The organism is Pseudoalteromonas sp. GCY, from assembly GCF_016695175.1.
In the GTDB taxonomy this organism is placed as follows: domain Bacteria; phylum Pseudomonadota; class Gammaproteobacteria; order Enterobacterales; family Alteromonadaceae; genus Pseudoalteromonas.
Genome location: NZ_CP068023.1, coordinates 3,542,183 through 3,569,095, shown reverse-complemented (window position 1 = coordinate 3,569,095; position 26,913 = coordinate 3,542,183). Strand labels below are relative to the sequence as shown.

27 protein-coding genes are annotated in these 26,913 nt (G+C 42.7%); 20 read left to right on the top strand and 7 right to left on the bottom strand.

The window, feature by feature from the left end; all coding sequences use genetic code 11:
- Positions 1–8 precede the first annotated feature (8 nt).
- The 9 genes from pstA to JJQ94_RS21375 all read left to right on the top strand — a co-directional run bounded on the left by pstA (position 9) and on the right by JJQ94_RS21375 (position 8,497).
- Positions 9–1,658, top strand: coding sequence for a phosphate ABC transporter permease PstA (pstA, locus tag JJQ94_RS21415; protein WP_099030384.1), 1,650 nt, complete (start codon positions 9–11; stop codon positions 1,656–1,658).
- 27 nt (positions 1,659–1,685) lie between these two features.
- Entirely contained in the window at positions 1,686–2,513 is an 828-nt protein-coding gene (gene pstB, locus JJQ94_RS21410; protein WP_010607157.1) for a phosphate ABC transporter ATP-binding protein PstB, read from the top strand.
- A gap of 23 nt (positions 2,514–2,536) precedes the next feature.
- Positions 2,537–3,238: a phosphate signaling complex protein PhoU gene (phoU, locus tag JJQ94_RS21405; RefSeq protein ID WP_010607158.1), complete on the top strand. Its 702-nt coding sequence runs from the start codon at positions 2,537–2,539 to the stop codon at positions 3,236–3,238.
- Between the two features lie 142 nt (positions 3,239–3,380).
- Positions 3,381–4,058, top strand: coding sequence for a TIGR00153 family protein (locus tag JJQ94_RS21400; protein ID WP_010607159.1), 678 nt, complete (start codon positions 3,381–3,383; stop codon positions 4,056–4,058).
- 36 nt (positions 4,059–4,094) lie between these two features.
- Positions 4,095–5,363, top strand: coding sequence for an inorganic phosphate transporter (locus JJQ94_RS21395; protein ID WP_010607160.1), 1,269 nt, complete (start codon positions 4,095–4,097; stop codon positions 5,361–5,363).
- A 108-nt stretch (positions 5,364–5,471) separates the two neighbouring features.
- Positions 5,472–6,383 carry a hydrogen peroxide-inducible genes activator gene (locus JJQ94_RS21390; protein WP_099030383.1) on the top strand — a complete coding sequence of 304 codons (912 nt, stop codon included), beginning with the start codon at positions 5,472–5,474 and terminating at the stop codon, positions 6,381–6,383.
- Between the two features lie 122 nt (positions 6,384–6,505).
- On the top strand, positions 6,506–7,045 hold the full coding sequence (locus JJQ94_RS21385) for an RNA polymerase sigma factor (RefSeq protein ID WP_099030435.1): 540 nt from the start codon (positions 6,506–6,508) through the stop codon (positions 7,043–7,045).
- Positions 7,038–7,610 carry a hypothetical protein gene (locus tag JJQ94_RS21380; protein WP_099030382.1) on the top strand — a complete coding sequence of 191 codons (573 nt, stop codon included), beginning with the start codon at positions 7,038–7,040 and terminating at the stop codon, positions 7,608–7,610. Before JJQ94_RS21385 ends, JJQ94_RS21380 begins: the two co-directional genes overlap by 8 nt.
- Positions 7,607–8,497 (top strand): hypothetical protein, encoded by an 891-nt coding sequence (locus tag JJQ94_RS21375; protein ID WP_099030381.1) that lies wholly within the window; start codon positions 7,607–7,609, stop codon positions 8,495–8,497. The genes JJQ94_RS21380 and JJQ94_RS21375 overlap by 4 nt, the downstream gene beginning before the upstream one ends.
- 134 nt (positions 8,498–8,631) lie before the next feature.
- Here JJQ94_RS21375 and JJQ94_RS21370 read toward each other — a convergent pair whose 3' ends face one another.
- Positions 8,632–8,829, bottom strand: a complete 198-nt coding sequence (locus JJQ94_RS21370; RefSeq protein ID WP_010607165.1) for a hypothetical protein — start codon at positions 8,827–8,829, stop codon at positions 8,632–8,634.
- Between the two features lie 158 nt (positions 8,830–8,987).
- Complete coding sequence (locus JJQ94_RS21365; protein WP_099030380.1) at positions 8,988–11,495, bottom strand: two-component system response regulator; 2,508 nt, start codon at positions 11,493–11,495, stop codon at positions 8,988–8,990.
- A gap of 320 nt (positions 11,496–11,815) precedes the next feature.
- On the opposite strand from JJQ94_RS21365, the gene queA reads away from it, so the two are divergent.
- The 8 genes from queA to JJQ94_RS21325 all read left to right on the top strand — a co-directional run bounded on the left by queA (position 11,816) and on the right by JJQ94_RS21325 (position 21,036).
- Positions 11,816–12,853: a tRNA preQ1(34) S-adenosylmethionine ribosyltransferase-isomerase QueA gene (gene queA, locus JJQ94_RS21360; protein ID WP_010607167.1), complete on the top strand. Its 1,038-nt coding sequence runs from the start codon at positions 11,816–11,818 to the stop codon at positions 12,851–12,853.
- A 414-nt stretch (positions 12,854–13,267) separates the two neighbouring features.
- On the top strand, positions 13,268–14,407 hold the full coding sequence (tgt, locus tag JJQ94_RS21355; protein WP_010374167.1) for a tRNA guanosine(34) transglycosylase Tgt: 1,140 nt from the start codon (positions 13,268–13,270) through the stop codon (positions 14,405–14,407).
- A gap of 20 nt (positions 14,408–14,427) precedes the next feature.
- Positions 14,428–14,766, top strand: coding sequence for a preprotein translocase subunit YajC (yajC, locus tag JJQ94_RS21350; protein WP_010374166.1), 339 nt, complete (start codon positions 14,428–14,430; stop codon positions 14,764–14,766).
- A gap of 24 nt (positions 14,767–14,790) precedes the next feature.
- A complete protein-coding gene (gene secD / locus JJQ94_RS21345; RefSeq protein WP_010374164.1) occupies positions 14,791–16,650 on the top strand; it encodes a protein translocase subunit SecD in 1,860 nt (619 codons plus the stop codon).
- Positions 16,651–16,659: 9 nt separating this feature from the next.
- Entirely contained in the window at positions 16,660–17,604 is a 945-nt protein-coding gene (gene secF, locus JJQ94_RS21340) for a protein translocase subunit SecF (protein WP_088531842.1), read from the top strand.
- A 132-nt stretch (positions 17,605–17,736) separates the two neighbouring features.
- A complete protein-coding gene (locus JJQ94_RS21335; protein WP_099030379.1) occupies positions 17,737–18,264 on the top strand; it encodes a hypothetical protein in 528 nt (175 codons plus the stop codon).
- A 112-nt stretch (positions 18,265–18,376) separates the two neighbouring features.
- Positions 18,377–20,158: a bifunctional diguanylate cyclase/phosphodiesterase gene (locus JJQ94_RS21330; RefSeq protein WP_099030378.1), complete on the top strand. Its 1,782-nt coding sequence runs from the start codon at positions 18,377–18,379 to the stop codon at positions 20,156–20,158.
- An 86-nt stretch (positions 20,159–20,244) separates the two neighbouring features.
- Complete coding sequence (locus tag JJQ94_RS21325) at positions 20,245–21,036, top strand: substrate-binding periplasmic protein (RefSeq protein ID WP_099030377.1); 792 nt, start codon at positions 20,245–20,247, stop codon at positions 21,034–21,036.
- Between the two features lie 5 nt (positions 21,037–21,041).
- On the opposite strand, the gene JJQ94_RS21320 is transcribed toward JJQ94_RS21325, so the two are convergent.
- The 5 genes from JJQ94_RS21320 to JJQ94_RS21305 form a co-directional block, all read right to left on the bottom strand.
- Complete coding sequence (locus JJQ94_RS21320; protein ID WP_236596530.1) at positions 21,042–21,662, bottom strand: hypothetical protein; 621 nt, start codon at positions 21,660–21,662, stop codon at positions 21,042–21,044.
- Positions 21,663–21,671: 9 nt separating this feature from the next.
- Positions 21,672–21,797 (bottom strand): hypothetical protein, encoded by a 126-nt coding sequence (locus JJQ94_RS24320; RefSeq protein ID WP_019647436.1) that lies wholly within the window; start codon positions 21,795–21,797, stop codon positions 21,672–21,674.
- A gap of 246 nt (positions 21,798–22,043) precedes the next feature.
- Positions 22,044–23,675, bottom strand: a complete 1,632-nt coding sequence (locus JJQ94_RS21315) for a methyl-accepting chemotaxis protein (protein WP_099030434.1) — start codon at positions 23,673–23,675, stop codon at positions 22,044–22,046.
- Positions 23,676–23,801: 126 nt separating this feature from the next.
- The gene (gene rsuA / locus JJQ94_RS21310) at positions 23,802–24,512 is read right to left on the bottom strand and encodes a 16S rRNA pseudouridine(516) synthase RsuA (RefSeq protein WP_172439936.1); all 711 of its coding nucleotides are present in this window, start codon (positions 24,510–24,512) and stop codon (positions 23,802–23,804) included.
- A 23-nt stretch (positions 24,513–24,535) separates the two neighbouring features.
- Positions 24,536–24,865, bottom strand: coding sequence for a 5-carboxymethyl-2-hydroxymuconate Delta-isomerase (locus tag JJQ94_RS21305; RefSeq protein ID WP_017218460.1), 330 nt, complete (start codon positions 24,863–24,865; stop codon positions 24,536–24,538).
- An 81-nt stretch (positions 24,866–24,946) separates the two neighbouring features.
- Here JJQ94_RS21305 and JJQ94_RS21300 point away from each other — a divergent pair, with 81 nt between their 5' ends.
- From JJQ94_RS21300 to JJQ94_RS21290, 3 genes are read left to right on the top strand one after another with little or no spacing between them, the layout of a single operon-like run.
- Positions 24,947–25,738 (top strand): hypothetical protein, encoded by a 792-nt coding sequence (locus JJQ94_RS21300; protein WP_045990376.1) that lies wholly within the window; start codon positions 24,947–24,949, stop codon positions 25,736–25,738.
- Positions 25,722–26,345 carry a LysE family translocator gene (locus tag JJQ94_RS21295; protein WP_099030375.1) on the top strand — a complete coding sequence of 208 codons (624 nt, stop codon included), beginning with the start codon at positions 25,722–25,724 and terminating at the stop codon, positions 26,343–26,345. Before JJQ94_RS21300 ends, JJQ94_RS21295 begins: the two co-directional genes overlap by 17 nt.
- Positions 26,345–26,875, top strand: a complete 531-nt coding sequence (locus tag JJQ94_RS21290) for a gamma-glutamylcyclotransferase family protein (protein ID WP_099030374.1) — start codon at positions 26,345–26,347, stop codon at positions 26,873–26,875. The genes JJQ94_RS21295 and JJQ94_RS21290 overlap by 1 nt, the downstream gene beginning before the upstream one ends.
- Positions 26,876–26,913: the final 38 nt, after the last annotated feature.

The window sequence follows — 26,913 nt, the reverse complement described above, 5'->3', positions numbered from 1 at the left end:
GACATGACATGGTAAAACAGTGGTTTAAGTCAGGTTCTCCGTGGATCTGGATGACAGGTGGCGCGGTCAGTATTAGTTTGATTTCAGTAATTGGACTACTTGCGATGATAGCGTGGAAAGGACTGAGCTTCTTTTGGCCATCTCAAGTTGTTGAGATGCATCTTGATGGTTCGGTTGCTAAGCAAACCGTAATTGGTGAAATATACGATCGCGAGATGGTACCAAAATCTCGCCTTGAAGCAGCTGGGTTCGACCTTTCAGGCTACAACAGCGACCAAATCGAGCGTTTGCTCGTTAAAACGGGTAACCGTGAATATGTAGAACTTGATTTTCGTTGGGTATTATCAACAGACATCAAAAGCCAGTCTACACCAGCGGAATTAGCGGTATTTGAGCGTAGTAAAAATGGTAATTTCTATGGCTATGTTGCCCGCGTTTTAGAAGACGGTAAAGTAGTCACTGACCAGCCGATTGAAAGGCTACATGAGCTTGTTGAGCGTGCCGTTGACCTTAATGACGAAGCGCTTGATCTACAAAATAGCGAAATCGGGCACATTAACTATGAGCTTGAACGTCTACGTTTAAAAGAAAAGTCGTATCAGCTTGATAATGACCTGACAGAGGAAAAGTTAGCAGAGTTAAATGCACGTCGTGCTGAGCTACGTGAAGATTACAAAGTCTTCGAAAAGCGTTTATTTGAGCTAAGAAAGCAGGCGAAGCGTGACCAAGTTGTGGTGCGCGATATGCGTGGTGAAGAAGTGACTTTGCCTCTGTACCAGGTGTTGGATGTTTGGTTTCCAAATGACATGGGCTTTTTTGCCAAAGTGGGTCACTATTTAGTGCAAATCAGCAAGTTTGTGAGCGATGACCCGCGTGAAGCAAACACCGAAGGTGGGGTATTCCCAGCAATCTTTGGTACGGTATTTATGGTTATGCTGATGGCGGTGATCGTGACACCATTCGGTGTTATTGCCGCGATTTATCTCCATGAATATGCAGCAAAAAACGCTGTGACTAAGATGATCCGCATCGCGGTGATCAACCTTGCAGGTGTTCCATCCATTGTATATGGGGTGTTTGGCTTAGGATTCTTCGTTTACATGCTAGGTGGGTCAATTGACGAACTTTTCTACCCTGAGGCTGCGCCAAGTCCTGTATTTGGTACACCGGGTGTGATTTGGTCTGCACTTACACTTGCTATCCTTACTTTGCCAGTGGTTATTGTATCCACGGAAGAAGGTCTGTCTCGGATCCCAAGCTCAGTGCGCCATGGTTCACTTGCGCTTGGTGCAACTCAAGCTGAAACCTTATGGCGGATCATTGTACCAATGGCAAGTCCAGCAATTATGACGGGTCTTATTCTTGCTGTTGCTCGTGCTGCGGGTGAGGTAGCACCTCTGATGCTGGTTGGTGTAGTAAAAATGGCACCAACCCTACCGCTAGACGGAAACTTCCCCTATATTCACTTGGATCGTAAGTTTATGCACTTAGGATTCCATATTTATGATGTTGGTTTTCAAAGCCCGAATGTTGAAGCTGCTAGACCTTTGGTTTATGCGACCGCGTTCCTACTGGTTACGGTGATTATTGCACTGAATATCACAGCGATTGGTATTCGTAACCACTTACGCGAAAAATTCAGATCGTTAGAGCATTAATAGTAAAGATTTTTAATAGGTAAAAACATGATTACAGTAGCGCCAGAAGTCAATCAAGCAAACGGCAATAACAAGCTTGATTTAGCAAACTTAAGTCCAGAACTCACCGCACTAGAGATCAAAAACCTAGATCTTTACTATGGTGATAAACAAGCCCTTAGCAACGTCAATATGTTGATCCCAAAAGGGCAGGTAACCGCGTTTATCGGTCCATCAGGCTGTGGTAAGTCAACGTTACTGCGTTGTATTAACCGCATGAACGACCTTGTTGATAGCTGCCGTATTGAAGGAGAAATCAACCTTCAAGGACAGAACATTTATGACAAGAGCGTAGATGTTGCGGCACTGCGCCGTAACGTAGGCATGGTATTCCAAAGACCAAACCCTTTCCCTAAATCTATTTATGAGAATGTGGTTTATGGTCTGCGCCTACAAGGTATCAAAGATAAGCGCAAGTTAGACGAAGTGGTTGAAAAGTCACTCCGTGGCGCCGCACTTTGGGATGAAGTAAAAGACCGACTTCACGACAGTGCATTTGGTTTATCTGGTGGTCAGCAGCAGCGTTTGGTGATTGCTCGCTCTATCGCGATTGAACCAGAAGTGTTGTTACTTGATGAACCAACATCGGCACTTGATCCGATTTCAACATTGGTTATCGAAGAACTCATTAACGACCTGAAAAACAAGTATACTGTAGTTATCGTTACACATAACATGCAACAAGCTGCGCGTGTATCTGATCAAACTGCGTTTATGTATATGGGTGAGTTAATTGAGTATGCAGATACCAATACCTTATTCACCACGCCGTCTAAGAAGAAAACAGAAGACTATATTACAGGTCGTTACGGTTAAGGCGAGCTTGCGAGGAGAATATAATGGAACACAATATTAATAAGCACATTTCTGGCCGCTTTAATGAAGAGCTGGAAAACGTGAGAAATCACGTACTCAGTATGGGTGGACTGGTAGAGCAGCAATTAAACACTGCGCTTGATGCGGTTAATCACAATGATGCTGAAAAAGCGAAAAAGGTCAGTCAGAACGACTACAAAGTCAATGCGATGGAAGTGAATATTGACGAAGAATGTACACGTATCATCGCCAAAAGACAGCCTGCAGCCAGTGACTTGCGTTTGGTTGTTGCCATCGCAAAAACGATTGCAGATCTTGAACGTATCGGAGACGAAGCGGAGCGTATTGCCAAAGTTGCCTTGGATTCGTTTACAAAAGATCAGCAAGATCTATTGGTAAATATTGACAATATGGGTCGCCAAGTGTCACAAATGCTACATGACGTGCTCGATGCGTTTGCCCGGATGGACGCGCAAAAGGCATTTGAAGTGCACAAAGCTGATGCCAAAGTGGACCGTGAATACGAAGCAGTAACACGTCAAATTATGACCTATATGATGGAAGACCCACGCTCGATTCCAAAAATTATGGATTTAATTTGGTCTGTGCGCTCATTAGAGCGGATCGGCGATCGTTGTCAAAATATTGCGGAATATGTGATTTATTTCGTAAATGGCAAAGATATTCGTCATACATCTCAAGAAGATATCGCAAAAACCTTGTGATGCTTATCAATTAGTTGCGCGCTTTCGGCGCGCAATTTCATAGTAAGTTCATCTAAACTTGCAATAAAACCGTTCACAACAGCGCTCAATGCTGTAAAATTACACTTTGCACATGCATACAAATATGATTTAAGGGTCAGTTATGCCTAGTAACGCGTTTTTAGGAGTATTTGCTAAATCTCCTATTAAGCCAATTGAAGAGCATATAAAAATAGTCCATCAAGCCAGTGCGGCTTTGATCCCATTTTTTAACCATGTCTTCAAAGGGGAGTGGACAGAAGCGGATGCAATTCGCATTGAAATCCGCAACCTAGAGCGTGAAGCAGATGAGCTAAAGCGTGAAGTGCGCTTACATTTGCCTCGTGGTTTATTCATGCCAGTAGAACGGACTGACTTACTGGAACTTATCACCCACCAAGATAAGATAGCCAACAAAGCGAAAGATATCGCAGGTCGCGTTATCGGTCGTGAAATGGTCATCCCTGAATCCATTCAAAAAGATTTTCTTGCTTATGTCACTCGTTGTGTGGACGCAACTAAACAAGCATCAGAAGCGATTAATGAGTTTGATGAACTGCTTGAGACAGGCTTTAGAGGCCGTGAAGTCACTTTAGTTGAAAAAATGCTAGTTGAGCTTGATGCCATCGAGCAAGATACCGACGATATGCAAATTAAAATTCGTCGAGAGTTACGCGCTGTTGAAAGCGAGCTTAACCCAATTGATGCGATGTTCTTATACAAGATCATCGAATGGGTCGGTGGGCTTGCAGATATCGCAGAGCGCGTTGGTTCACGTCTTGAGCTGATGTTAGCTCGTTAATAAAAATCGATCTTTTAAAATAAAGTAAGGTTTCTTATGGATATCATTGCATCCTACGGCACAGTATTGGTTTTAATTGCCGCAGCAGTTGGTTTCTTTATGGCTTATGGTATTGGCGCAAACGATGTTGCGAATGCTATGGGTACTTCGGTAGGTTCAAAAGCACTTACCATCAAACAAGCAATTATCATTGCTATGATCTTCGAATTCGCTGGTGCTTATCTTGCGGGTGGTGAGGTAACATCAACGATCCGAAAAGGGATTATAGATTCAACCCCTTTCATTGATATTCCTGAACTGATGATATTAGGAATGATCTCCGCACTTTTTGCTGCAGGCGCTTGGTTATTAATGGCCTCAATGTTAGGTTGGCCTGTATCTACGACGCACTCAATCATAGGTGCAATCATTGGTTTTGCGCTAGTTGCTGTAGGCAGCGAAGCAATCCAATGGGGTAAAGTTGCAGGCATTGTTGGTAGCTGGATTGTCACCCCTGCCATCTCAGGTTTTATTGCTTATCTCATCTTTATGAGTGCCCAAAAGCTCATTTTCGATACCAATAAGCCACTAGAGAATGCCAAACGCTTTGTGCCTATTTACATGGGTCTAGCGGGCTTTGTTATGTCTTTGGTTACGATCAAAAAAGGCCTTAAGCATATTGGTATCAAGCTCGGCACATTCGAAGGTTTTGCGCTTGCTATCGGTATCGCTATTATCATTGCTATTATCGGTAAGATTGCGATTTCTAAGCTGAAAATGGATCCCAATGCAGACAAGCAAATGCAGTTCAACAATGTTGAAAAAGTATTCGCTATCCTTATGGTACTAACGGCATGTTGTATGGCATTCGCTCATGGTTCGAATGACGTTGCTAACGCAATTGGTCCATTAGCAGCAGTGGTAAACATTGTTGAAAACGACGGTGAAATTGCTAAGAAAGCGGCCCTTGCCTGGTGGATCTTACCACTTGGTGGTTTAGGTATTGTTGCAGGTCTTGCGATTCTTGGTAAGAAAGTTATCAAGACTATCGGTGAAGGCATCACGCATCTTACTCCTAGCCGTGGTTTCGCAGCTGAACTTGCGGCTGCTTCAACAGTAGTAATCGCATCAGGCACAGGCCTACCAATCTCTACAACTCAAACCTTAGTTGGTGCGGTATTGGGTGTGGGTATGGCACGTGGTATTGCGGCATTAAACATGGGTGTTATTCGTAACATCGTAGTTTCTTGGGTAATTACATTGCCAGTTGGTGCTGCCCTTGCTATTGTTATATTCTATATTTTGAGATTAGTGTTCGGCGTATAAAAATAAACCGCACTTTTCAAAAAGACAGACTTTTAGCTTGAAAAGATCTCAACACCTTTGGTGTTGGGGTCTTTTTATTTGTGCTGTTGAAAATTAAGAGTAAAGCTTGTGACGAATTTACCTAGTATCAAACAACTACAATACCTTCTTGCGGTGCATCAGCACCAACATTTTGGTCGTGCAGCGGAAGCATGCTTTATTGGTCAATCGACGCTAAGTAGCGCGATACAAAACCTTGAAGAGACATTAGGATGTCAGCTAATTGAACGCGAAAATCGCAGCCTAATGTTTACCGATATTGGTGAGGAAGTGGTTGAACGAGCGCGGAAAATTATCGACGACACCATGAGTGTTAAAGAGCTGACTAAAAGCTATAAAAATCCATTATCTGGCAAGTTGACGTTAGGGATCATTCCCACCATTGCGAGTTTTATCGCTGCGCCACTTTATCAGGCGTGCAAAAAGGAGTTTGAAGCGCTTAATTTGGTACTGGTTGAAGATACCAGTGATAACTTACTGGATAAGTTAGAGCATGGCCATATTGATATGGCCATGTTGGCGCTGCCATATAGGACCGATAAGTTTCATACTCAAGTGCTCGCAAAAGATCACTTTAGTTTGGTTCGCCATACGGAGTACAGCGTACCAGAGCCGATTGAGGACTTTAACCTGTTACCTGAGCAAAGTGTATTTTTACTCGAAAAAGAGCACTGTATGACGGGACATGCTCTTAGCGCTTGCCACTTAAACCGTAGCGCGTGCATCAATCCATTTGAGGCGGCAAACCTACATACTTTATTAAGTATGGTGGAATACAAAAATGGCGTAACGTTTTTACCTCAAATGGCGATCAATGCAGGGATCTTGGAGGGGAAGCCTTTAGTGGCGATGCCACCACAAGATCATGCATATCGTGAGATTGGCTTGATTTGGCGTCGCACTACGGGGCGAATAAGAGATTTTAGACTGTTTAGCGACTTTGTTGGTGGCTACATCAGTGGCCAATGTCAGTCGCAGTAATAGTAATGATGATGAAGAAGCACCTTAACGGTGCTTTTTTTCAAAAAATTTTCCCGTCTGAACAACTTTTTTTGCGCCCGCTACGATTAATAGTTAGTGAGAAGATTGGATGAGTGAACTGCGTGTTTTTTAATAGCGAAAAACAATTAATAAAAAGAGCACTGCAAGGTAACCAAGGAGCATGGTCAAAGCTTTGCGCCCAGCATCATAGCCGTGTGTATAACCAATGCTTGAGGCTGGTTGGTAACCCGCAAGACGCGCTAGATATTGCTCAAGATGTATTTTTAAGTATGTATCGAAATCTGCATACCTTTAATGGCGATGCTAAGTTCTCGACTTGGGTATTTAAAATCACCCATGCAAGAATAGTAGATCACATGCGAAAACATAAGTTTGAATCGATTGAAGGTAAAGAACCGGAGGTGCCGCAACACGGACCTGACAGCAAAATAGCGCAACAACAAAGTAATGAAGAGATATACATCGCGCTGAAACAACTACCATTTGAGCAGCGCATTATCGTGGAGTTAAAGTTTTTCCAGCATTACACCTTTGATGAAATTGCGCTGCAGCTTGAGTTATCAAGTAATACGGTGAAGGCTAGGCTATACAGTGCGTTAGGTAAGATGAAAGGGCAACTAGAGGTGCAAAATCATGGCTAAATTAGCACACTTATTTGAGCAGTGGTTAGATGGAAAAGTGCTGTCTGAGGCAGAGTTGGCCGAACTTCAGGCTGATAGTGAATATCGAGAAATGATGAGTGCTGCGACTACTTGGCAACAGCGTGCTGCTAGCTTCGAAGAGCAAGCGCCACCCTCACAGCTCACTTTGCCGCATCAAAATCGCGCTTGGCCAGTGGCTGCCGTTGCAGCTTGGCTGGTTGTTGGGCTTGGTGTATCAGGACTTTGGCTACAGAACTTAGGCTTGCATCAACAGTTGAGTGTTCAACAAGTGCAACTGGCACAGCAGCAAAGCGCTATGCAGGCCATGCTTGCAAAACTTGATGAGACTAAGCCAATAGATCAAGCTACGCTTGCCAAGTTAGCAACGCAAGTGGTTGAACAAAATCGTAAAGAGCGCAGTTTGGCAATGAATAATCTCGTTGACCTGATCCAAGCACAAAGAGCGCAAGATCAAGCCCTACTTAGGCTGCAATTGAATGAATTAGCAGAGCAAGTAGAGCAAACACCGACACAAAATTTAGCACAGTATCGAGGTAAACCATGAAGTTAATTCCACTTTGTTTTGGCGCTGTCGCAGCCATTGCAACAAGCTTTGCTCAGGCCCAAGTTGTTGATGAAGCGCTAAAGCGTGAGGTTGCTATTTTTGAACGGGTACTAATGAGTGCATTACAGCATGACACACAAGATCAAGTTCGTAGTGTTTCTGGCTATTATTTAAAAGATCAGGGAGTTGTGTTTGAACTGGCATTAAAACGTCGGCACCGTTTAGAGTGGATCTCTCATATCGACAATTTGGACGATGTGGCTGCAATAGGGGAGTTTGAACTGCCGGAATTTGACATGGACATCGCGGAGATCGAGATTTCACAGCCGATAGCTGAAGCTTTTTCTCAAGCTTATTCGGATGCCGCTGAGAAAGTGAGAGCAGGAGCTGAGAAGGTCCGCGAAGCCGTAGAGCAAGAAAGAGAGAATAGAATTCAATTGAGGGAGCTTGAACGCCAAAAAGCGGAGCTGGAGTTTGCGAAAAGGCACGAAAGTGATGATCAAGTAAAAGAATTTACGGAGTCATTGAGAGAAGTTGAGAAGCGCATAGAAAAGCTTTCACTTAAGGATTCGGAATTAAAAGACCTTAAAGATAAGCTGAAAGCGAGCCTTGAGGCTTCTCGGGTCAAACGCGCGAAAGAGAAAGCTGAAAAGCAGCAGGCGCTTGAAAAAATGCTAGTAACCAGCTTAGCCCGTAGTTTATGCGACTATGGTGCGGGTTTAAGAAGTTTACCTAGAAATGAGCATATAAGCTTTATTTACAGTGAGCTTAGCAATCCAAACAATAAACAGGTATTTGTTTATCCAAAATCCTTGGTGCAGCAATGTGTTAAAGGTGAGAAAACGGCTAAGGAGCTTACCGAGACAGTAACTAGCTATCGCTTTTAGTTAACCTAAGCTTGGGGTAAAAGTGTTTCTTTGAGGTTAGGGGCGCAAAGTAATAACACAATAAAACAGCATGATTACATGCTGTTTTATTTATAAAGGAACTTACACTTGTAAAGGAACTACACTTGCCTGTATTAAGCCTGCTCTATATTTTTTGCAGTAGTTAAATTTGGTAAAAAGAGTAAGTAAACCCAAACCACTAGATTAAAGTAGGGTAGCAAACCGAGCCCAGTGAACAATTTTACCGGATATCCTTTTGTGTTGGCATAGCGGTAACATTGATAAGCGATGAGCAAGTTTGCAAGTAGTAAAAACAATGATAATGACAGCATAATTTACCCCTTGAAGTCCATAGCAAGATGTAACTCAATCCTTTGAATGTCTATAAAATTAAGGTGTTACCTTAAAATTTGGTGACATTTTAAACTGGTATCTCTAATTATAGTGGACTTTGCAAGAAGTAAAAGTAACCTTTAGTGTAAAAATGTTACTACGCTGTTTTTAGAGATAAAATAGTTTTTGCACTACTCGCTAGCTGTTCAATAGGGAGAGGTCTTGAGATAAAGTAACCCTGTCCATAGTCCACACCTATTTCCTTAAGTTGTTGAAATATTTCTTTGTTTTCGACATATTCGGCAACTGAACACTTATCTAACGAGTGACTAATATCGTTTACAGCTTTGACCAGCGCCAGATCAATTGGGTCGTTGAGCATGTCTCGAACAAAGGAGCCATCTATCTTAACATGCTGCGCGGGTAGCTGTTTTAGGTAGCTAAAAGTGCTGAAGCCTGTCCCGAAATCATCAATAGCGAAATGGCAGCCAAGATCGTTCAGGTTTTTGATCATCGTCTGGGTTGCGTTGAGATTGTTAATACTGGCAGATTCAGTGATCTCAAAAATAACGCGATTAGCTGAAACTTGATGTTCTTTTAAACAGGCTTGAATGTGGGGCTGCAGTCGTTCATCTAAAAATGAATGAGCGGATAAGTTAATTGCCACTTGGCTCAGGATCTCATGTTCAGCCAGTGCTTTAATAGCTGTTCTGATCACGCATTGATCCATCAAAAATGTATCATTAAGTAGCTCTAATGCAGGAATAAACTGATTTGGGTAAATTGTCTCACCGTTGATCTTTAATCTAAGCAGTGCTTCGTAATAGGCTATTTGTTGTTTTTTGAAATCCCAGATCGGTTGATAGTGGAGTTCTATGCTGTCGTTTTGAAGCGCTTGTCTAACACTGTGGCCCCATTCTAAACCGGTTTGCAGTGTCTGGTTTTGTTCATCTTCTTTGTTATAACAATGAACCAAGTTGCGGCCGAGATTCTTGGCAATATAAAGGGCTATGTCTGCTTGTTTCAAACACTCGCTGGGATCCGCATTTTCATTGGTAATTTGCGTTAATCCGATAGAACAACTGAGAGAGTATGCATTATCTTCAAAGTGAAATTTATGTTCTTCGATTGCCATGCAAATGCTTTCAGCGCACATATGAGCGTCGAGTAAATTGGTGTGCTTGAGCAGTACAGCAAACTCGTCTCCCCCAATACGGAAAGTGAGATGCTCTTCACCTATTTTGTCGCCAAACAACTCAGATACTTCTTTGAGTACGATATCTCCTTGTTGATGGCCTTTACTGTCATTGATGATCTTAAAGTGATCTAAGTCGATGTAAATTAACGCATGTTCTATCTCTTCTGCAGACTTTACTTCATTGCACAGCTGATTTAATTGCTGGTCAAAATAGTAACGGTTGTGTAAGCCGGTAAGCGTATCATGTAGTGCTAAGTGTCTGAGTTGTAGTTCAGCTTGCTTGCGCTCGTGAATGTTATCGAGTGTTGCAGTTATTGCGACCGAACTTGAGGTATTCTTGATAAGTTGCAAGCGACACTCGATCCACACTAAATGTCCAGCTTTATGGCAGAGCTGCAGCTCGACTTGCGCATGTTGCCTTACCCCACTTTGAATTTCTCGAATGACTTTGTTGAAAGTTGCAAGTTCATCTTTGGCAATGTAGTTGCTGAGTTGGGTATTGAGGCTCGACTTAATACCAAAGCCCGAGAGGTATTCCCATGCTGGATTTATAAAGCGGATCGCGCCTTCCAAATCTAATTCGACGACTACAGTTCTGAGGTGCAGTAAGATCCGTTGGTGCGCAGAAAACAAATCTTTATAGCGACTTTCACTGCGACTGAGTTGCTCAACTTTATTAGCAAACTCAGCATAGCTCACCATAAAATCTTCTCGCCGCGCCGCATGGTCGCATACCTTGCTTAAAAAGGGCATATCGTATGGCGCTCGAACAAAGTCGGTAACACCTAACAATAATAGTTGTTCGGCATGGTCGGCATCGCGTTTGTCAATAATGGTTACAATGGCTTGGCTTGGACGATGTTTGAGAATACTTTCGACTAAGCTTTCTGCGGAACCTGACAAGTTAGACGTAGTGTCCATTAAAACAATGGCGTAGTGATCTTGTAGAAATAGTGATAAAGCGCTGGCCGCCGAGCTTACATGTGTGCAAACGAAATTGTGCGATAAGTGCTCACATATTTTTTGCGCACGTTGTTGGTTGGGCTCTAACAAGAGCAAGTTGAGGCGGCTGCTTTTATCTAAATGTGTTGACAACACATTGGCCAAAATTTGAGGCAACATGTCTTGACGCTCAAATGGCAGCACGGCATCAATACTGTAGCTACGGGCGGTGGTTTCGGCTATTCGTTCACAATAAGTCGGTGGAATAAGTACGATGGGGGTGTTTTTGGGGGTTGCCAGCAGACCTGAGCGGATCATGCGAGAGAATCGCCAGCCATCAATTTTGCCAACATCCAAGCCGGTGATCACTAAATCTACAGCTTGAGTCTTCAGTAAGCTTAGGGCGTCTTGAGAGTCAGACTTGGCAATGATAGTAAAGACATCTAATGCACTAAGAGTTTTAGTCAAGGTTTGACGCTCGTGAGCACTGGCGTTAACAATGAGCAACGTTAGTTGTCTAGACACAATAAAAAAACCTCACCAGATACTGCGACACAATCATTGGGCTTGTCTTAAAGTTAGCAAATCGCACTTAACCGCTGCTTGATAATAATCAAACAGTGACACGAACGTTGCTCGGAAATCATAGCCGATAGCGATAAGTTATTGTTTAAACGTAAAGAATAAAGAACGCACTAAACAAAGGAGCACACCGTACAAAATTTTACATGGTGATTACCGTTTTAGACTCGCTAGGTTAAAGGTATTTACGCAAGGTTACAAGCACTTGATTTCGCCAAAACACCGCACTAGACTTGGCGCACTTTTAGAAATGAGGCCTTTCCATGCGCGTAGCAGACTTTAGTTTTGATCTTCCTGATGAGTTGATTGCCAGACACCCAATGAAGGAACGCTCTAGCAGTCGTCTTCTTACCTTAAATGGCAATAGTGGTGAAATAGAACACAAAGTATTTAGAGATATTTTGGCACTCATTAATCCAGAAGACTTAATCATCTTTAATAACACTAAAGTTATTCCTGCTCGTATGTTTGGTCAAAAAGCCAGTGGTGGAAAACTCGAAGTACTGGTTGAGCGCGTTGTAGATGAGCGTACTGTGCTTGCTCACGTAAGAGCGAGCAAGTCGCCAAAACCTGGTACTAAGATTGAGCTTGAAGGCCAAGCAACCGCAGAAATGGTTCAGCGCCACGGTGAATTATTTGAGTTGAGATTCGAGGGCGAAGAAAATGTATTGGCTATTTTAGATAAAATTGGCCATATGCCTTTGCCTCCTTATATCGACAGACCGGATGATGAAGAAGATAAAGAGCGTTATCAGACTGTGTATGGTGAGAAACCAGGCGCAGTCGCTGCACCTACTGCTGGACTGCACTTTGATGATGAATTGATGGCCAAGCTAAAAGACAAAGGTGTTGAGATGGCCTTTGTTACTTTGCACGTGGGCGCAGGTACGTTCCAGCCCGTGCGAGTCGATTCGGTGGAAGAGCATGTTATGCACTCAGAATATATCGAAGTCTCAGCAGAAGTCGTGGAGGCAATCAAAGCGGCAAAAGCCAGAGGAGGACGCGTCATCGCGGTAGGTACTACGTCGGTGCGCTCACTTGAGTCTGCGGCTAAAGCAAACGGCGGTGAAATTGCTCCACTTTACGGCGATACCGATATTTTTATTTATCCGGGCTATCGTTTTAACGTAGTAGATGCAATGGTGACCAACTTTCACTTACCAGAATCAACGCTAATCATGCTAGTGAGTGCGTTTGCAGGGCAACAACATATTATGAAGGCCTACCAAACCGCAATTGAACAGAAATACCGCTTCTTTAGTTACGGTGATGCGATGTTCTTGCAAAAGCAAGATAAGTAACCTGAGCTTCGGATAATTAATGCCTTTCTAGCAGCCAGTTTTAGCGCTAACTGTGTTGAATTCACTTCAAATAGCCAGCTATTGGCGCGTAAATTCGCCTAGTTATCCCCAAAACTCTCCGGCTAGATAAGAAGATAATTTAAGGTGATTAAAAAAACAATGAGTTAGCTCATTCCTTATCCAAACCTCAGGTTAAGTAATTACAGTTGCAGAGATATTAAAATGCCCAGTGTTGCTGGGCATTTTGCGTTTTATAGCTGTAAAGTTGTCGGTTTGATATAGACTTTGTGTTTTTTATCCCAATATTAGAATTGCGCTAGTAATCTTGGTAGAATCGAAAGATCACTGCCCTAAGCATTGGGTTAGCACGTTTTTTAGTCAAAGTTGGACTGTTTTTCCGACAACGAGGTAACAATGAAATTTGAATTAGATAGCAAACAGGGGAAGGCTCGCCGAGGTCGCTTGATTTTTGACCGTGGTGTGGTAGAAACGCCTGCATTTATGCCTGTTGGTACTTACGGCACAGTAAAAGGTATGACCCCTGATGAGCTCAAAGAAACGGGCGCACATATCTGTTTAGGAAATACCTTCCACTTGATGCTAAGACCTGGCACTGAGATCATCAAGCAGCATGGCGATCTGCATGATTTTATGAACTGGGATAAACCGATTTTGACCGATTCAGGCGGTTTCCAAGTATTTAGTCTTGGTGCGATGCGTAAAATTTCGGAAGAAGGTGTGTTGTTCAAGTCACCAGTTAATGGTGAGAAAATCATGTTGTCTCCAGAAAAAGCGATGGAAGTACAGCGCGATTTAGGGTCAGATATCGTCATGATTTTTGACGAATGTACGCCGTATCCAGCGACAGAAAAAGAAGCAAAAGACTCGATGGAGCTAAGCTTACGTTGGGCTAAGCGCTCTAAAGATGCACATGCTGATAACCCTTCTGCGCTATTCGGTATTATTCAGGGCGGTATGTACCCAGAGCTTCGTGCCGAGTCACAAAAGGGCTTAGAAGAAATCGGCTTTGACGGTTATGCACTTGGCGGTTTATCGGTTGGTGAGCCTAAAGAAGACATGATCAATATTCTTGACCAATGTGCCTATAAAATGCCAGAAAACAAGCCACGCTACTTAATGGGCGTTGGTAAACCAGAAGATTTGGTTGAAGCGGTACGTCGCGGTATCGACATGTTTGACTGTGTAATGCCAACGCGTAACGCTCGTAATGGTCATTTGTTTGTAACTGGTGGCGTGGTGAAAATCCGCAATGCTGCACACAAAACAGATACTAGTCCATTAGATGCGGAGTGTGATTGCCACACTTGTAAGAATTACTCTCGAGCGTACTTACATCACCTAGATAAGTGTAATGAAATTCTAGGCGCTCGACTCAATACCATCCATAACTTACGTTATTATCAACGTTTGATGGAAGGAATGAGAAACGCCTTATCTGAAGGTACATTTGATGAATTTGTCGAAGACTTTTATGCGCGCCGTGGTATTGCGGTGCCAGAGTTGGCTGACGTTGGTTTGACAGAAAATAATTAATTTATAAACGAGGAAGTGAAATGAGCTTTTTTATCTCAAACGCGCATGCTAGCACTGCAGCGGCTGCACCAGCTGGTGGTGGCATGGAAATGCTAATCATGTTAGGTATTTTTGGTCTGGTATTTTATTTTTTAATTTACCGTCCACAAGCCAAGCGTGTTAAAGAACACAAAGACCTAATGGGTGCATTAGGTAAGGGTGACGAAGTACTAACTCAAGGTGGACTTGTCGGTAAAATCACAAAAGTTGCTGATGATAAAGACTTTGTTGTAATCGCACTAAACGACCAAACTGAAGTGACAGTGCAAAAGTCAGCGGTTTCAGCTGTGTTACCTAAAGGTACAATGAAATCTCTATAAGAATAACAATAAAGGGATAGCCCAGTGTTAAACAAGTTTCCAATGTGGAAGTACTTACTTGTTCTCGCTGTGTTGGCTATCGGTATTCTTTATGCCACACCTAACTTGTATGGCCGCGATCCGGCCATACAAGTATCTGGCACAAAAGGTGCTGATGCGACGCTCAGTGTATTAGATCAAGTTAACGAAACCCTGCAAAAGAACAACCTTGCCGTAAAATCTTCAGTGTTAGAAGACGGTCAAATCCTTGTTCGCTTCAAAAATGTTGAAGATCAGCTTAAAGCACAAGATATTTTGCGCAATAGCTTAAGCGATGATTACATTTCAGCAATCAATATGTCTCCTGCACAACCTGAGTGGTTAAAAGACTTAGGTGCAAACCCAATGAAGCTTGGTCTAGATTTAAGTGGTGGTGTTCACTTCACAATGGAAGTGGATATGGTCACTGCGATGGACAATGCACTTGAGCAAATGGAGCAAGATTTCAAGAGCGATTTACGTGATGAGAAATTGCGTTATCGTGCTGTTCGTCGTGTTTCTAATAGTGAACGTGTACAAGTAACGATGCGCTCGGAAGAAGATAAAGACGCGGCAATGAGCTTCTTGAGAAAGCGTTACCCGGGTAATGACTTTATCAATGATAGCAGCGATAGCCTCGCTTTCTTCTCAAGCCTTAGCGATCTCAAATATAAAGAGCTACGCGAATACGCCATTAAACAAAACGAAACCATTATTCGTAACCGTATTAACCAACTAGGTGTTGCTGAACCAAATGTGCAACGTCAAGGTGGTGAACGCATAATTGTTCAACTTCCCGGTGTTCAGGATACGGCTCGGGCGAAAGAAATCCTCGGTGCTACGGCGACGCTTGAGTTCCGTGAAGTAGATGAAAATGCCGACGTGCGTGCAGCAGCACAAGGCCGCATTCCTCCTGGCACAGAAGTGATCCCGCATAAAGATGGTTATCCTGTCGTGCTTAAAAAGCGTGTTATTCTTGAAGGTACGCATATCACAGGTGCGCAGTCTGGTATGGATGAATATCAGCGTCCTCAGGTGAATATCAAGCTTGATAGCAAAGGTGGGGCAAAAATGAATGCCTTTACTAAACGTGCTATCGGCAAACGTATGGCGACAGTTTTCATCGAGTACAAACCATCTGGCAAGAAAGATGAAAACGGCAAAGCGTTACCACCAATCAAAGTGGAAGAAGTGATTAACGTGGCTACAATTCAGGCCCGTTTGAATAGCTCTTTCCGTATTACTGGTATTGATAGCCCAGCAGAAGCACACAACCTAAGCTTGCTACTTCGCGCAGGTGCACTGGTTGCGCCAATTCAAATTGTTGAAGAGCGTACTGTAGGTCCAAGCCTAGGTCAGGAAAATATCGAAGCAGGTATGACTGCGGTTGTACTTGGTTTTGCTTTTGTACTTGCCTTTATGTTGTTGTACTACAAGGGCTTTGGTCTTGTAGCAAACCTGGCGCTTGCCGCTAACCTCATCATGATCGTGGGTGTGATGTCAATGATCCCAGGTGCGACACTGACGCTACCAGGTATTGCAGGTATTGTATTAACAGTCGGTATGGCCGTTGATGCTAACGTACTTATCTTTGAGCGTATTCGTGAAGAAATAGCGGAAGGCCGCAGTCCACAGCAAGCCGTTCACCATGGTTACGATAGTGCATTTAGTACGATTTTTGATGCCAACATTACCACTTTAATTGCTGCGGTGATCCTGTTTTCTGTAGGTACAGGTCCGATTGCAGGCTTCGCGGTAACCTTAGCTATCGGTATCATTACTTCAATGTTTACAGCGATTGTTGGTACACGTGCGGTTATTAATGCCATCATCGGTGGCAGACGTATCACTAAGCTATCAATCTAGGAGACGGACATGCAATTATTAAACTTAAAAGGCACTATCCGTTTTATGTCAGCAAGAAAGCTTTCCATGGCTTTCTCTGTTTTATTGATCTTGGCTTCAATCGGCTCGTTTATGGTGAAAGGACTAAACTTTGGTTTGGACTTTACCGGTGGTACGGCAGTTGAAGTTGGATTTTCACAGCCAGCAGACTTAGCAAAGGTACGTAGTGTATTAGCCGAAAGTGGTTTTGCCGATGCCTCTGTACAACTTTTTGGTTCAAGCCAAGAAGTGCTTGTACGACTCGCCCCTCGTGGGGACGACGTGAAAGCTGAAGTATTGGGTAACCAGCTTATTGCAGCACTGAAACAAGCGGATGAAAGTGTGGTGATGCGCCGTATTGAATTCGTAGGTCCAAGTGTTGGTGAAGATCTTAAAGAGCAGGGTGGTTTGGCGATGCTAACCGCGCTTATCTGTATCTTGATTTACGTTGCTTTTCGTTTTGAATGGCGCTTTGCGGTAGGTGCGGTATTTGCACTTTTCCACGATGTTGTACTGACAATGGGGCTGTTCTCAATCTTAGGTCTGGAATTTGACTTAACGATTTTGGCGGCAATATTGGCGGTAATAGGTTACTCACTTAACGATACTATTGTTGTGTCTGACCGTATTCGTGAAAACTTCCGTAAAGTACGTATTGATGACACCTTAGAGATCATCAACATTTCACTGACACAAACGCTTAATCGTACATTAGTGACCTCAATCACGACTATCCTCGTATTGATCGCGCTATTCGTATGGGGTGGCCAAACTATTCATGGTTTTGCAACAGCACTGCTGTTTGGTGTGTTTATCGGTACGTATTCTTCAGTTTATGTAGCGAGTTCAGTTGCAGTAGCAATGGGCGTTAGCAAAGAAGATTTGATCCCGGTAGAAGTTGAAAAAGAAGGTGCAGATCTAGACGCTATGCCTTAATCACAGAAATTGATGTGATAATCTAAAGCGGCTTTTTGGCCGCTTTTTTGTTGCGTGTAAAACGTCATTTTATTGTTTCTAAAAAATGACAGTAGTGTATAATGATAATCGTTATCAATAAAGGAGATACTTATGTACAAACTTGTGATGGTGGTTGGCGCATTAACATTAATGACCGCATGTTCTAAGCAACCTGAATTAGAACAACGCACAGAGTCCGCTCCCACGGCAGCAACCTCATCTTTGGCGCAATATAAAGCACAAGCCGAGACTTTACTTGCGGATATTCGTATCGAGAAAGATGCTGCAGCACTTGAAGCACAATCCGCCGATCTAGTGACTCTCTCTAGAACTTTGCTTAATGAGTTTGTGACCAAGTATCCTCAGTGTCAGACTTATCTAGATGCCTTGGATAAGGCCGCTGATATCATTCCTACTTTACCACTTGAAGAGATCGAAACTGGCTATCACGCAGATGGCAAATTACCCAAGTTTGATGACCCTGTTTGCTACCATGCAAAAGATTTATTAGTGCATCCAGCAACTGTGCAAGCGATTGCGATGAAAGGGTTTAGTGGCGCTGAAGACTATAAGAGCGCAGAGATGGAAATTGTGGAAGTGATAGCACACTTTGATCAAGTAGAAAGAGCACTGAAGTAAGAGGTTGAAAATCATTCAATTGCAAATTGGGTACATTTCATCCGATTGACATATATCTGTCATACCCAGTTGCTACCGTGCGCGATTATACTTTTACAGTGAGTTTAATGCTGTGGATCCTTCGCGCACGTTAGTACTTAATACAATAATAAAAGAAAAAGCTGTATTTACTCTGTTTCAGCCCATTTACGATCTTGCGAAACGGCAAATCTTAGGGTTTGAAGCTTTGAGCCGCGGAATGTCTGGCTCATTATTAGAATCTCCAGACAAGCTTTTTGCGATTGCGAGTAAGCAGGAACGTTTGTCAGAACTGGAGATTATCTGCCGAGAAGCGGCTATTAAGCAGTTCGTCTCACTCAACCTTCCCGGTAAGTTATTTTTAAACGTTAGTCCAAAAGCGTTACTCGACCCGAGCCATCCGAAAGGTGAAACCAGGCATCTTACTGAAGTATATGGGCTCGATCCCAAGCGAGTTGTCATTGAAGTGACTGAGCAAGATAAAGTAGATGACGCGAATCTATTATTAACTACAATTACACATTATCGAGAACTTGGATTTCAAATTGCGATTGATGATTTGGGAGCAGGTTACTCTGGTCTCAAGAAGTGGTCGGAGTTATGTCCTGACTACGTCAAAGTCGACAGATATTTTATCGACCATTGTGACCAAAGTGTGGTGAAACGCGAGTTTTTAAAGTCCATTATCGAGCTTGCTAAAGCCACCAGTACTCAAGTAATTGCCGAGGGAATTGAGCGAATTGAAGAGCTCAAGCTTATTGAGCAGCTCGGTATAGTGATTGCGCAGGGCTTCTTGCTTGCCAAGCCAACTCGCAAACCTCCCACTGAACTTGCACTGTTTAAATCTTTACATACGGAATCCAAAACGACCTTCAATCAATTTGAACAGTCGATGGCAATCGGTTGGCTTGCCAAAGAGGCTAATGCTATCCATGAATGTACGCAATGTATCGATGCTCATAGGTTGTTTGAACAAGATCGCAAGCTAACCAGCCTTGCAGTGGTTAATGATGCTAGAGAGCCTGTAGGGCTGCTACACAGAGATCAACTGACTGAGGTGTTTGCGGCACCATATGGTCATGCACTCTTCGATAAGAAATCAGTGATTAAGTTGATGGATAAACAGCCGTTAGTGGTGGATGAACAGCAAGAGCTTGATACGGTGAGTAAGCAAATAACCGACCATGAATTTGATATTCGACGTCATATTATTATTACAAGAGATGGTCATTATCTTGGCCTAGCACCCTTGAGAGACATACTCAAGCACATCACAGAAGAAAAAATTCGTCATGCTCAACATGCCAATCCATTAACCATGTTGCCGGGTAATGTCGCGATAAATGAGGCAATAGAGCAAAGGTTACGTTCACATCATGACTTTTCTCTTGCATATATCGACCTTAATCATTTTAAGCAGTTTAATGATTTATATGGATATGCCAGTGGCGATAGTGTGATTAAGCTACTTGCTGAGGTGACAGTTGATGTATGTGCACAGAGCTCAAGCTTTGTTGGGCATATTGGGGGCGACGACTTTATGGTGGTGTTCGATAATAATGATGCAGAAGAGTTGTGTCATGAGATCATCACTCAGTTTGAGCTTAAATCAAAAGCCTTTTTTACTCCTGAGCATGTTAGTGCTGGCGGTTACTGGGCAACAAATCGTGAAGGGCAAAAGCAATTTGTACCTTTACTCACTTTATCGATTGGCTTAGTGAGACCAGATTTACAACACTGTATTAATTCGCACCAAGTTGCAGCTTTAGCAACAGATGCTAAGAAAGAAGCAAAGCGCTATCGTAATAGCTATTTATTTGTATGTAACCGTCGCAAGCCTACGGTATCGACTGTACGATTGGAAAATGCAGGTTGACTATATTTTTAATTACGCAATAGTAATAGCAATCCGTAAAAATACTCTTGATTGTAGTATTGTTTCCCCTAAAAGAGGGTTGTGCGATGAAGTTAAAGTTGAGTGTAACTATCTCTGCTCTGGTGTTCCAAAGCGCTTGTATAGCAGCGCAATCCCCTGAGTTAATCTATGTCGCGAAAGAAGCGCGAACCTTGTACGATCGCGATCTTTATCTTTACGAATTACTAGAAAAGGCGCTGGCGGCTGCTAAGTACTCAGCTCAAATTGAACACATCAAAATCCACCCTCATCAACAGCGCACGCTAATGGCACTAAGCCGAGGTAAGGTTGATTTACATTGGTCTATGACCAGCCCAGCTCGTGAGCAAATTGCTATTCCTATTAAGGTTCCCTTGTATGATGGGCTTATTGGTAAACGCGTGCTGATTGTTCATAAAGATATTTATCCAGCCATAAAAGCAGTTCGGTCACTTCACGAATTAAAGCGTTTTACCGCAGTTCAGGGGCACGATTGGCCTGATACCAAAATTCTAAGCTATAACGGCCTTAAGATCAGACCGATTTCTGATTATCAAACCATGTTTAATCTGATTGCGGATAAAAAAGCGGATTATTTTCCACGCTCGGTGATTGAGGCAAATTCAGAATTAATCGCACAAAATAACGAGAATCTCATGATCGTACCTGATTTTCATCTATCGTATTCAACCGCCTTTTACTTCTTTGTAAACAAAGACAAGCAAGCGCTGGCAAAGGCTTTGGAAGAAGGGCTTGCCAAACTTCAAGTGTCTGGCGAGTTACAATCTTTAAAACAAAAGTATGGTCTTAACAAGCAACTTGAAAGTGAGAGTATCGAGCTAGTCAACCCTTACTTTTGAGTTGGTTATCTCTTTTTCCTCAGGCTTGGAAGTGCGTAATCATACGCTTCCTTGTAAGTAACGGCGGCTAAAATCAATAAAATTAGGCAGTTTGCGCTGTATATCAGGTAACCGCTAACATCAAAGCTGTAGAAGAAAAATGTCAGGTTCACACCCTTTGCATTTCTAAAGTAATTTTCAACTAGTGCAGCAAAGCTCATACATACGCTAAATATCGCTAACCAAGGCATTATTGCATCAGCAAAGGTATAGCGGGTTTTGAATTTAGGAAATAACTTTTTCGTCAATTCAACACGATATGTAAGAGGGAATACGATCATTAAATCGATCAAAAAGTGTGCTCCAAAAATGAGAGTATTTTGAAGTAACCTCTGATCTTTAGACGATTCTAAACTGATGAGGCCGGAGGAAAAAACCGCTGTTTCAAGGGTAAACGGTACAATGGCAAGAAGAGATAAAGCGCATATATTGATGTCTTTTAATCGAGCCCCCAAAATAAAGACCGTTAAAACGATTAACAGGTAAATGAGATAGAAATGAAACCTAATATCGTACAAAACTAGGAGACCTACTGCCACAATGGCATATGGAATGAGTAGGTCTCCTAATGAAAAGTTTTTCTTCATAGGTGAGTGCTAATCTTTTTTGCTAGCTTCATTTTTTGCTGTTGGCGTTTCGCTCTTTGCGGCTTTAGGATCGTTTGGCTCGTAAATATTACCACCAGAAACCTTTTTGCATTCTTTCAAATTTAGCTTTTGCATTATCATAGTCCTTATTGAACTCACTTGAATTCCAAGTGATCAAATAGTATTGGGTTTATCTTTTATTGTGATTATCACAACTTCAGGAGGGCCGTGCCAGACTACTCAACCGACACTCCCGACAGGTACAAACTTAACACCAAATAAACACAAGGTGAATGAAAAATTAAAGAAAATTTTCAAATAATAGTTTAGATATATTTACACTATTCTAATGGTATGAAAAGTAAAGATAAAATTAGTTTTTTACACCTTGAATTTAGCCATCTCAAGCTCCAGATTTCCGGATAATGATTTAATCGTATCTGTCGCTTTATGCGCTTTTTCTGAGACGCTAGCCGTTTGCGATGCGGTATCAGAAATAATAACGACACGTTTGGCAGTATCTTCACCTGCATCCAACTGCTCTTTGGCTGCTTGAGCTATTTGATGACTCATCTGTGATATAGATTTTAAAGAATCGGCGACTTGCACAAGCGCTTGGGATGCTTTAGATGACATACTCACCGTCTTTTCACTTGTTGCAATACTCAAACTTACCGAAGCCTTCGCATCTTGAGTTGCACTTTGTAGCTTAGTGATCATGGTACGGATCTCTTCTGTGCTGGTTTGAGTGCGCTGAGCAAGCTGTCTGACCTCGTCCGCTACGACAGCAAAGCCTCGTCCTTGCTCTCCAGCTCGTGCTGCCTCTATCGCAGCATTGAGAGCCAGTAAATTGGTTTGCTCGGCGATAGATTGGATAACGGTAAGTACATTAGCAATATTAGATACTTCTTCATCTAGCACTTGGATATTATTACCAGCGCTGTCAATTTGCTGCTCCAATAAAGCGATTTCAGTCGCTGCCTGAGCTGTCAGTTTATCGGCGGCATTGCCTTGTTTTTCAGCCTCTTGAACTGAGCCCGCAGCTTGTTCTGCATGCTCCACTACTGCTTGTGCCGATGCTGTTAGCTCGGTTATTGCAGAAGCCACCATTTGAGTTTCGGCATTTAAGCTGCGAGTTAAATTTTCCAGTTCTACGGAACGTACTTCACTGTCTGAAGTTTGGTTTTGTAGTGCCTTGGTTGCTTCTTTAAGGCCCTCTACTACGCCTTTTAATCCGCCTTGCATATAAGCCATGGCTGCGAGAATGCTATAATCTTTGCAGTCTGCAGTATTGATTGGTGTAGTCAGGTTTCCTCTTGAAACATGTTTTACGATTTCGAGCACATCATTGATTTCGGCACCCAGTTTATTGTTGAGTGACAGTCCAAATCGTGCAAGTGCGGTGGTTAATGCAACGGCAACCGCTAAAGAAAGTGCGACTAGCCAAATTGCGGTGTCCCAGTAACGATCGTTTACTTCTTTGTAGCTAATACCTGTGCCGACATACCAGCCAAACCCTGGTGTTTTTTGTACCACAGAGGTCAGGTCGACAATTTCTCCATCTCGTAATGAGGTCCAATTGTAGGTAATGATCCGATCGAACTGGTTACCGACTAAGCGCTTAACCATGCTACCGATGCTTTTGCCATCGGCATCTTTAAAGTCGTTAAAACTAGTATTGTGCAGTTGGGGATCATGCGGTGTTGCTACGAAATCCATTTTTTCATTCACGACGTACACATATTCAGAGTTATGGTATTTATTTTCTCTTAAAACCTGAATAGCCATTTCTTTCGCCTGCTGCTCCGTCAGTTTTCCTTGCTCTGCAAACAACTCAAACTGTTTAACAATATTAACGGTGCTTTTCATTAATTGGTTGATACGCGCAATATTATCGCTTTCACTGGCATGGCGCAGAGCTTGAAGACCTACAAAGGCAACGGCAAGTAATGAAATAAATATTGCGGCGGCAAAGGAAATTATTTTTGCTTTTAATGTGAAACTAGAAAACACAGGATCGCCCCCTAAAAATACTCTCAATACATGATTTAGCATGTTTAGGGGGAGTTTGTAAGTAGGTTAATGCTTCAAGGAGGCGATTTTGAGATGATATTTACTCATACTACTTAAGGATGAAGATTAATTTGCATTTATTATGCTTATTTCTTCATCAGTTAATGGGCGGTATTCGCCCTCAGCAAGGTTTGGATCAAGCTCAATCCCTCCAATATTTTCTCTATGAAGTTCAACTACTTGATTGCCAACTGCGGCGAGCATACGTTTTACTTGATGATATTTTCCTTCGCAAATAGACAAACGTAGTGCAAATTTATCAATAAGCTCCGCTTTTGCGGGCAGGGTTGCTTGCTTTTCACCATGTAGCTCAACGCCTTGTTCAAGCTGTGTTAGTGCGTCTTCAGTGAGTTCGTCGCGACTTTCTAGTACATAAGTTTTAAACTTTTGTTTCTTCGGTGAGGTGATTTGATGAGACCAATCACCATCGTTAGTGAGCAGCACTAAACCCGTCGTATCGATGTCCAGTCTACCTGCAACATGAAAATCTTTTAAGTTAGGTTCTTCGATTAAATCGAATACTGTTGGGTGTAATTCATCACTATTTGCACACACATAACCTTGTGGTTTGTTTAGCATATAGTAGCGTAAACCCAAATACTCTAGGCGCTTGCCATCGAAAGTAATGTGGTCTGCTGGGGTGACTTGGATATCACCTTTTTTGACGACATTGCCATTGACGGTAACTAGACCTTTTTTAATATTAATTTTGACCTTGCTGCGCGGCATCTCTGCAACGTGGCTCAAAAATTTCTCCAATCTACATGGAAATTTCATAGCTAAATAACTCGAATAATAAATTAGTTTTTGCGGTAAATATCGGATAATAAATCATAGCAATGGACACTGAGAGCAAAATGCTCCCCGACCTTTGCGAGCAAAAGTTTCAGAGCACCTTCCGTGAGCATTTGTTTTTGCTCTAATGTTCTACCAGCCATCATATGGATCTGCAGGTGAATAAATCCTTGTTTGCCATCACCTAACTGAAAATGCTCAAAAGCAACAGCACGGGTTTTGACGGAAGTTGGATCAAACAAGCCACTTGCACAAGCAAATTGCTGCACCTGTGATACTAACGCCTCGGTTTCAATTGGCAAATTAGCTGAGTGTTCGAGAATAAAGTGTGGCATGTGAAACTCCATGTTTTTGCATTAGGCTCAGAGTTTATGCTATTTATCAGGGGTTATTCCAGAAAAGAGTGAATTATTAGCATGCTGTCCTTATTTAAAGTCTCACCTTTGCTTAGCGATGAAGAAACCCAATGGTTAATTGATACCTTTGTCTGGGCATTTGAGCATTTTGATGGCGAGTACTTTTTAAATGAAACGCAGATCATTACTCCGACTCCCAGTTGTTTTCCTGAGCCGGTATCCAGTATTGAAGAGATGGCGGCAGTGGTTTTCTCCCGAGTAAAGTCCTACGCGGGGTTACAACGGTGGCCAATCACTTTGGTTGCGCCTGAACGCATGCTCGCGTCGACCAGCATGACTAAGTTAAACATTGCTGGGCGTTGGCGTGGTGAGCAAGCGGTTATCGCTGAAGCGGCTGCGCCTATTTTGATTTCTTATAACCCTAATCAAATAAATCAGCCTCAAGATCTGATCGCCAGTTATGCAGGTGTCATGGCAAAAGTTTTAATTTTACAGCGTGGCGTGTTACCTCCAGGTGGGGAAGCGCAATTAGACGCAGCTTGTGACGTGCTGGCGAGCTTTTTTGGCTTTGGGGTCATGGTGTCTAATACCGTATATCACTTTAGGGGAGGATGTGGTTCTTGCTACAACCAATATGCCAACCGAAAAGCTGCACTGACGGAGCAGCAAAGTGTTTTTGTGCACGCCTTAGTATGTCATTTTAAAGGAGTGAAAGATGGTCATAAGCATCTTAAGTCACACCTTGTGAGTCAGTATAAAAAGGCGAAAAAGCAAATTAATACCCTAATGGATAACTCAGAGCGAGGTGATTTACTGGCCTTACAGGAGCATGCACATGCTCGTTTATCTTGATGAGTTTATTTTAATTGCGCTGGCACATTTTTTTGCTGTCGCAAGTCCCGGTCCTGATTTTGCGATAGTGCTTAAACAAAGTGTACAGCAGGGTAGAGCAAATGCCCTTTGGACAAGTTTTGGGGTTGGTCTTGGTATTTTAGTACATGTCAGTTATTGCTTATTGGGAGTTGCGTTATTGCTATCTCAATCTGAAACCTTGTTCACAGCAGTAAAATACATAGCCGCGCTTTACCTCGCTTACCTCGGTGTCCAAGCGTTGCGGTATGCAAAACCCAATTCAGAGCAAGAAAATATTACTGAACACGCTGTTACTGAGTCTAATTGGACTGCGTTAAAACGAGGCTTTTTAGTCAATGCCTTGAATCCTAAAGCAACGCTGTTTTTCTTATCGCTTTTTACCTTAGTGATTGAGCCAACCACACCAAGCAGTGTGCAGTTGTTTTACGGTGTTTATATGGCGTTGGCTACGTGGGCTTGGTTTTCGTTTTTATCTTTAGTTTTATCAAAAACAACGGTAAGACAATTTTTTCGTCGTGCAGGACATTGGTTTGATCGCGGGATCGGTGTGATCATGTTATTGCTTGCAGTAAGATTGGTGATGTAATGCGTGACAAAAACATTATTAACTTTAGCTTTGGTTCAAATATGTCGACCGTACGTTTGTTTGCCCGCTTACCACAAGCGAAGCTGCTAGGAGTGGGGAAATTGCATGGCTATCGGCTTACTTTTGATATGTTGAGCACCGATGGTTCAGCAAAGTGTAGTATTACGCCGAGCACTGAAGCAAATAGCCATGTTTATGGCGTTTTGTATGCGTTGGATGAGCAAGAAAAAGCGCGTTTGGACGACATTGAAGGGGAGCGCTACACCTGCCATTGCTTGCCAGTTGAAAGGCAAGATGGCCGTATCGTGGACGCCTGGTGCTATATTGCTAACACCTTTGTGGAACATCAATTACCTTTCGATTGGTACGTACATCATGTGTTGGCCGGGGCAAAGGAGCATCAGTTTCCGACCAGCTATTTACAGGCAATTTCGGCGCAATCACACGTTACAGATAATAATAGTGACAGACAACAACAAGAATTAGCCATCTACCACTGTGATACTACAAAGTTAAACCTTAAGGCCTAACTCGTAACATCGTGATTGGTTGTGGCAAAAAACCAAGG

What these genes read in the sequence shown, in the direction of transcription:
- pstA (WP_099030384.1), top strand. Translation starts at nt 9, where the DNA reads ATGGTAAAACAGTGGTTTAAGTCAGGTTCTCCGTGGATCTGGATGACA.
- pstB (WP_010607157.1), top strand. Translation starts at nt 1,686, where the DNA reads ATGATTACAGTAGCGCCAGAAGTCAATCAAGCAAACGGCAATAACAAG.
- phoU (WP_010607158.1), top strand. Translation starts at nt 2,537, where the DNA reads ATGGAACACAATATTAATAAGCACATTTCTGGCCGCTTTAATGAAGAG.
- JJQ94_RS21400 (WP_010607159.1), top strand. Translation starts at nt 3,381, where the DNA reads ATGCCTAGTAACGCGTTTTTAGGAGTATTTGCTAAATCTCCTATTAAG.
- JJQ94_RS21395 (WP_010607160.1), top strand. Translation starts at nt 4,095, where the DNA reads ATGGATATCATTGCATCCTACGGCACAGTATTGGTTTTAATTGCCGCA.
- JJQ94_RS21380 (WP_099030382.1), top strand. Translation starts at nt 7,038, where the DNA reads ATGGCTAAATTAGCACACTTATTTGAGCAGTGGTTAGATGGAAAAGTG.
- JJQ94_RS21375 (WP_099030381.1), top strand. Translation starts at nt 7,607, where the DNA reads ATGAAGTTAATTCCACTTTGTTTTGGCGCTGTCGCAGCCATTGCAACA.
- JJQ94_RS21370 (WP_010607165.1), bottom strand. Translation starts at nt 8,829, where the DNA reads ATGCTGTCATTATCATTGTTTTTACTACTTGCAAACTTGCTCATCGCT.
- queA (WP_010607167.1), top strand. Translation starts at nt 11,816, where the DNA reads ATGCGCGTAGCAGACTTTAGTTTTGATCTTCCTGATGAGTTGATTGCC.
- tgt (WP_010374167.1), top strand. Translation starts at nt 13,268, where the DNA reads ATGAAATTTGAATTAGATAGCAAACAGGGGAAGGCTCGCCGAGGTCGC.
- yajC (WP_010374166.1), top strand. Translation starts at nt 14,428, where the DNA reads ATGAGCTTTTTTATCTCAAACGCGCATGCTAGCACTGCAGCGGCTGCA.
- secF (WP_088531842.1), top strand. Translation starts at nt 16,660, where the DNA reads ATGCAATTATTAAACTTAAAAGGCACTATCCGTTTTATGTCAGCAAGA.
- JJQ94_RS21335 (WP_099030379.1), top strand. Translation starts at nt 17,737, where the DNA reads ATGTACAAACTTGTGATGGTGGTTGGCGCATTAACATTAATGACCGCA.
- JJQ94_RS21325 (WP_099030377.1), top strand. Translation starts at nt 20,245, where the DNA reads ATGAAGTTAAAGTTGAGTGTAACTATCTCTGCTCTGGTGTTCCAAAGC.
- JJQ94_RS21320 (WP_236596530.1), bottom strand. Translation starts at nt 21,662, where the DNA reads ATGAAGAAAAACTTTTCATTAGGAGACCTACTCATTCCATATGCCATT.
- JJQ94_RS24320 (WP_019647436.1), bottom strand. Translation starts at nt 21,797, where the DNA reads ATGCAAAAGCTAAATTTGAAAGAATGCAAAAAGGTTTCTGGTGGTAAT.
- rsuA (WP_172439936.1), bottom strand. Translation starts at nt 24,512, where the DNA reads ATGAAATTTCCATGTAGATTGGAGAAATTTTTGAGCCACGTTGCAGAG.
- JJQ94_RS21305 (WP_017218460.1), bottom strand. Translation starts at nt 24,865, where the DNA reads ATGCCACACTTTATTCTCGAACACTCAGCTAATTTGCCAATTGAAACC.
- JJQ94_RS21300 (WP_045990376.1), top strand. Translation starts at nt 24,947, where the DNA reads ATGCTGTCCTTATTTAAAGTCTCACCTTTGCTTAGCGATGAAGAAACC.
- JJQ94_RS21295 (WP_099030375.1), top strand. Translation starts at nt 25,722, where the DNA reads ATGCTCGTTTATCTTGATGAGTTTATTTTAATTGCGCTGGCACATTTT.
- JJQ94_RS21290 (WP_099030374.1), top strand. Translation starts at nt 26,345, where the DNA reads ATGCGTGACAAAAACATTATTAACTTTAGCTTTGGTTCAAATATGTCG.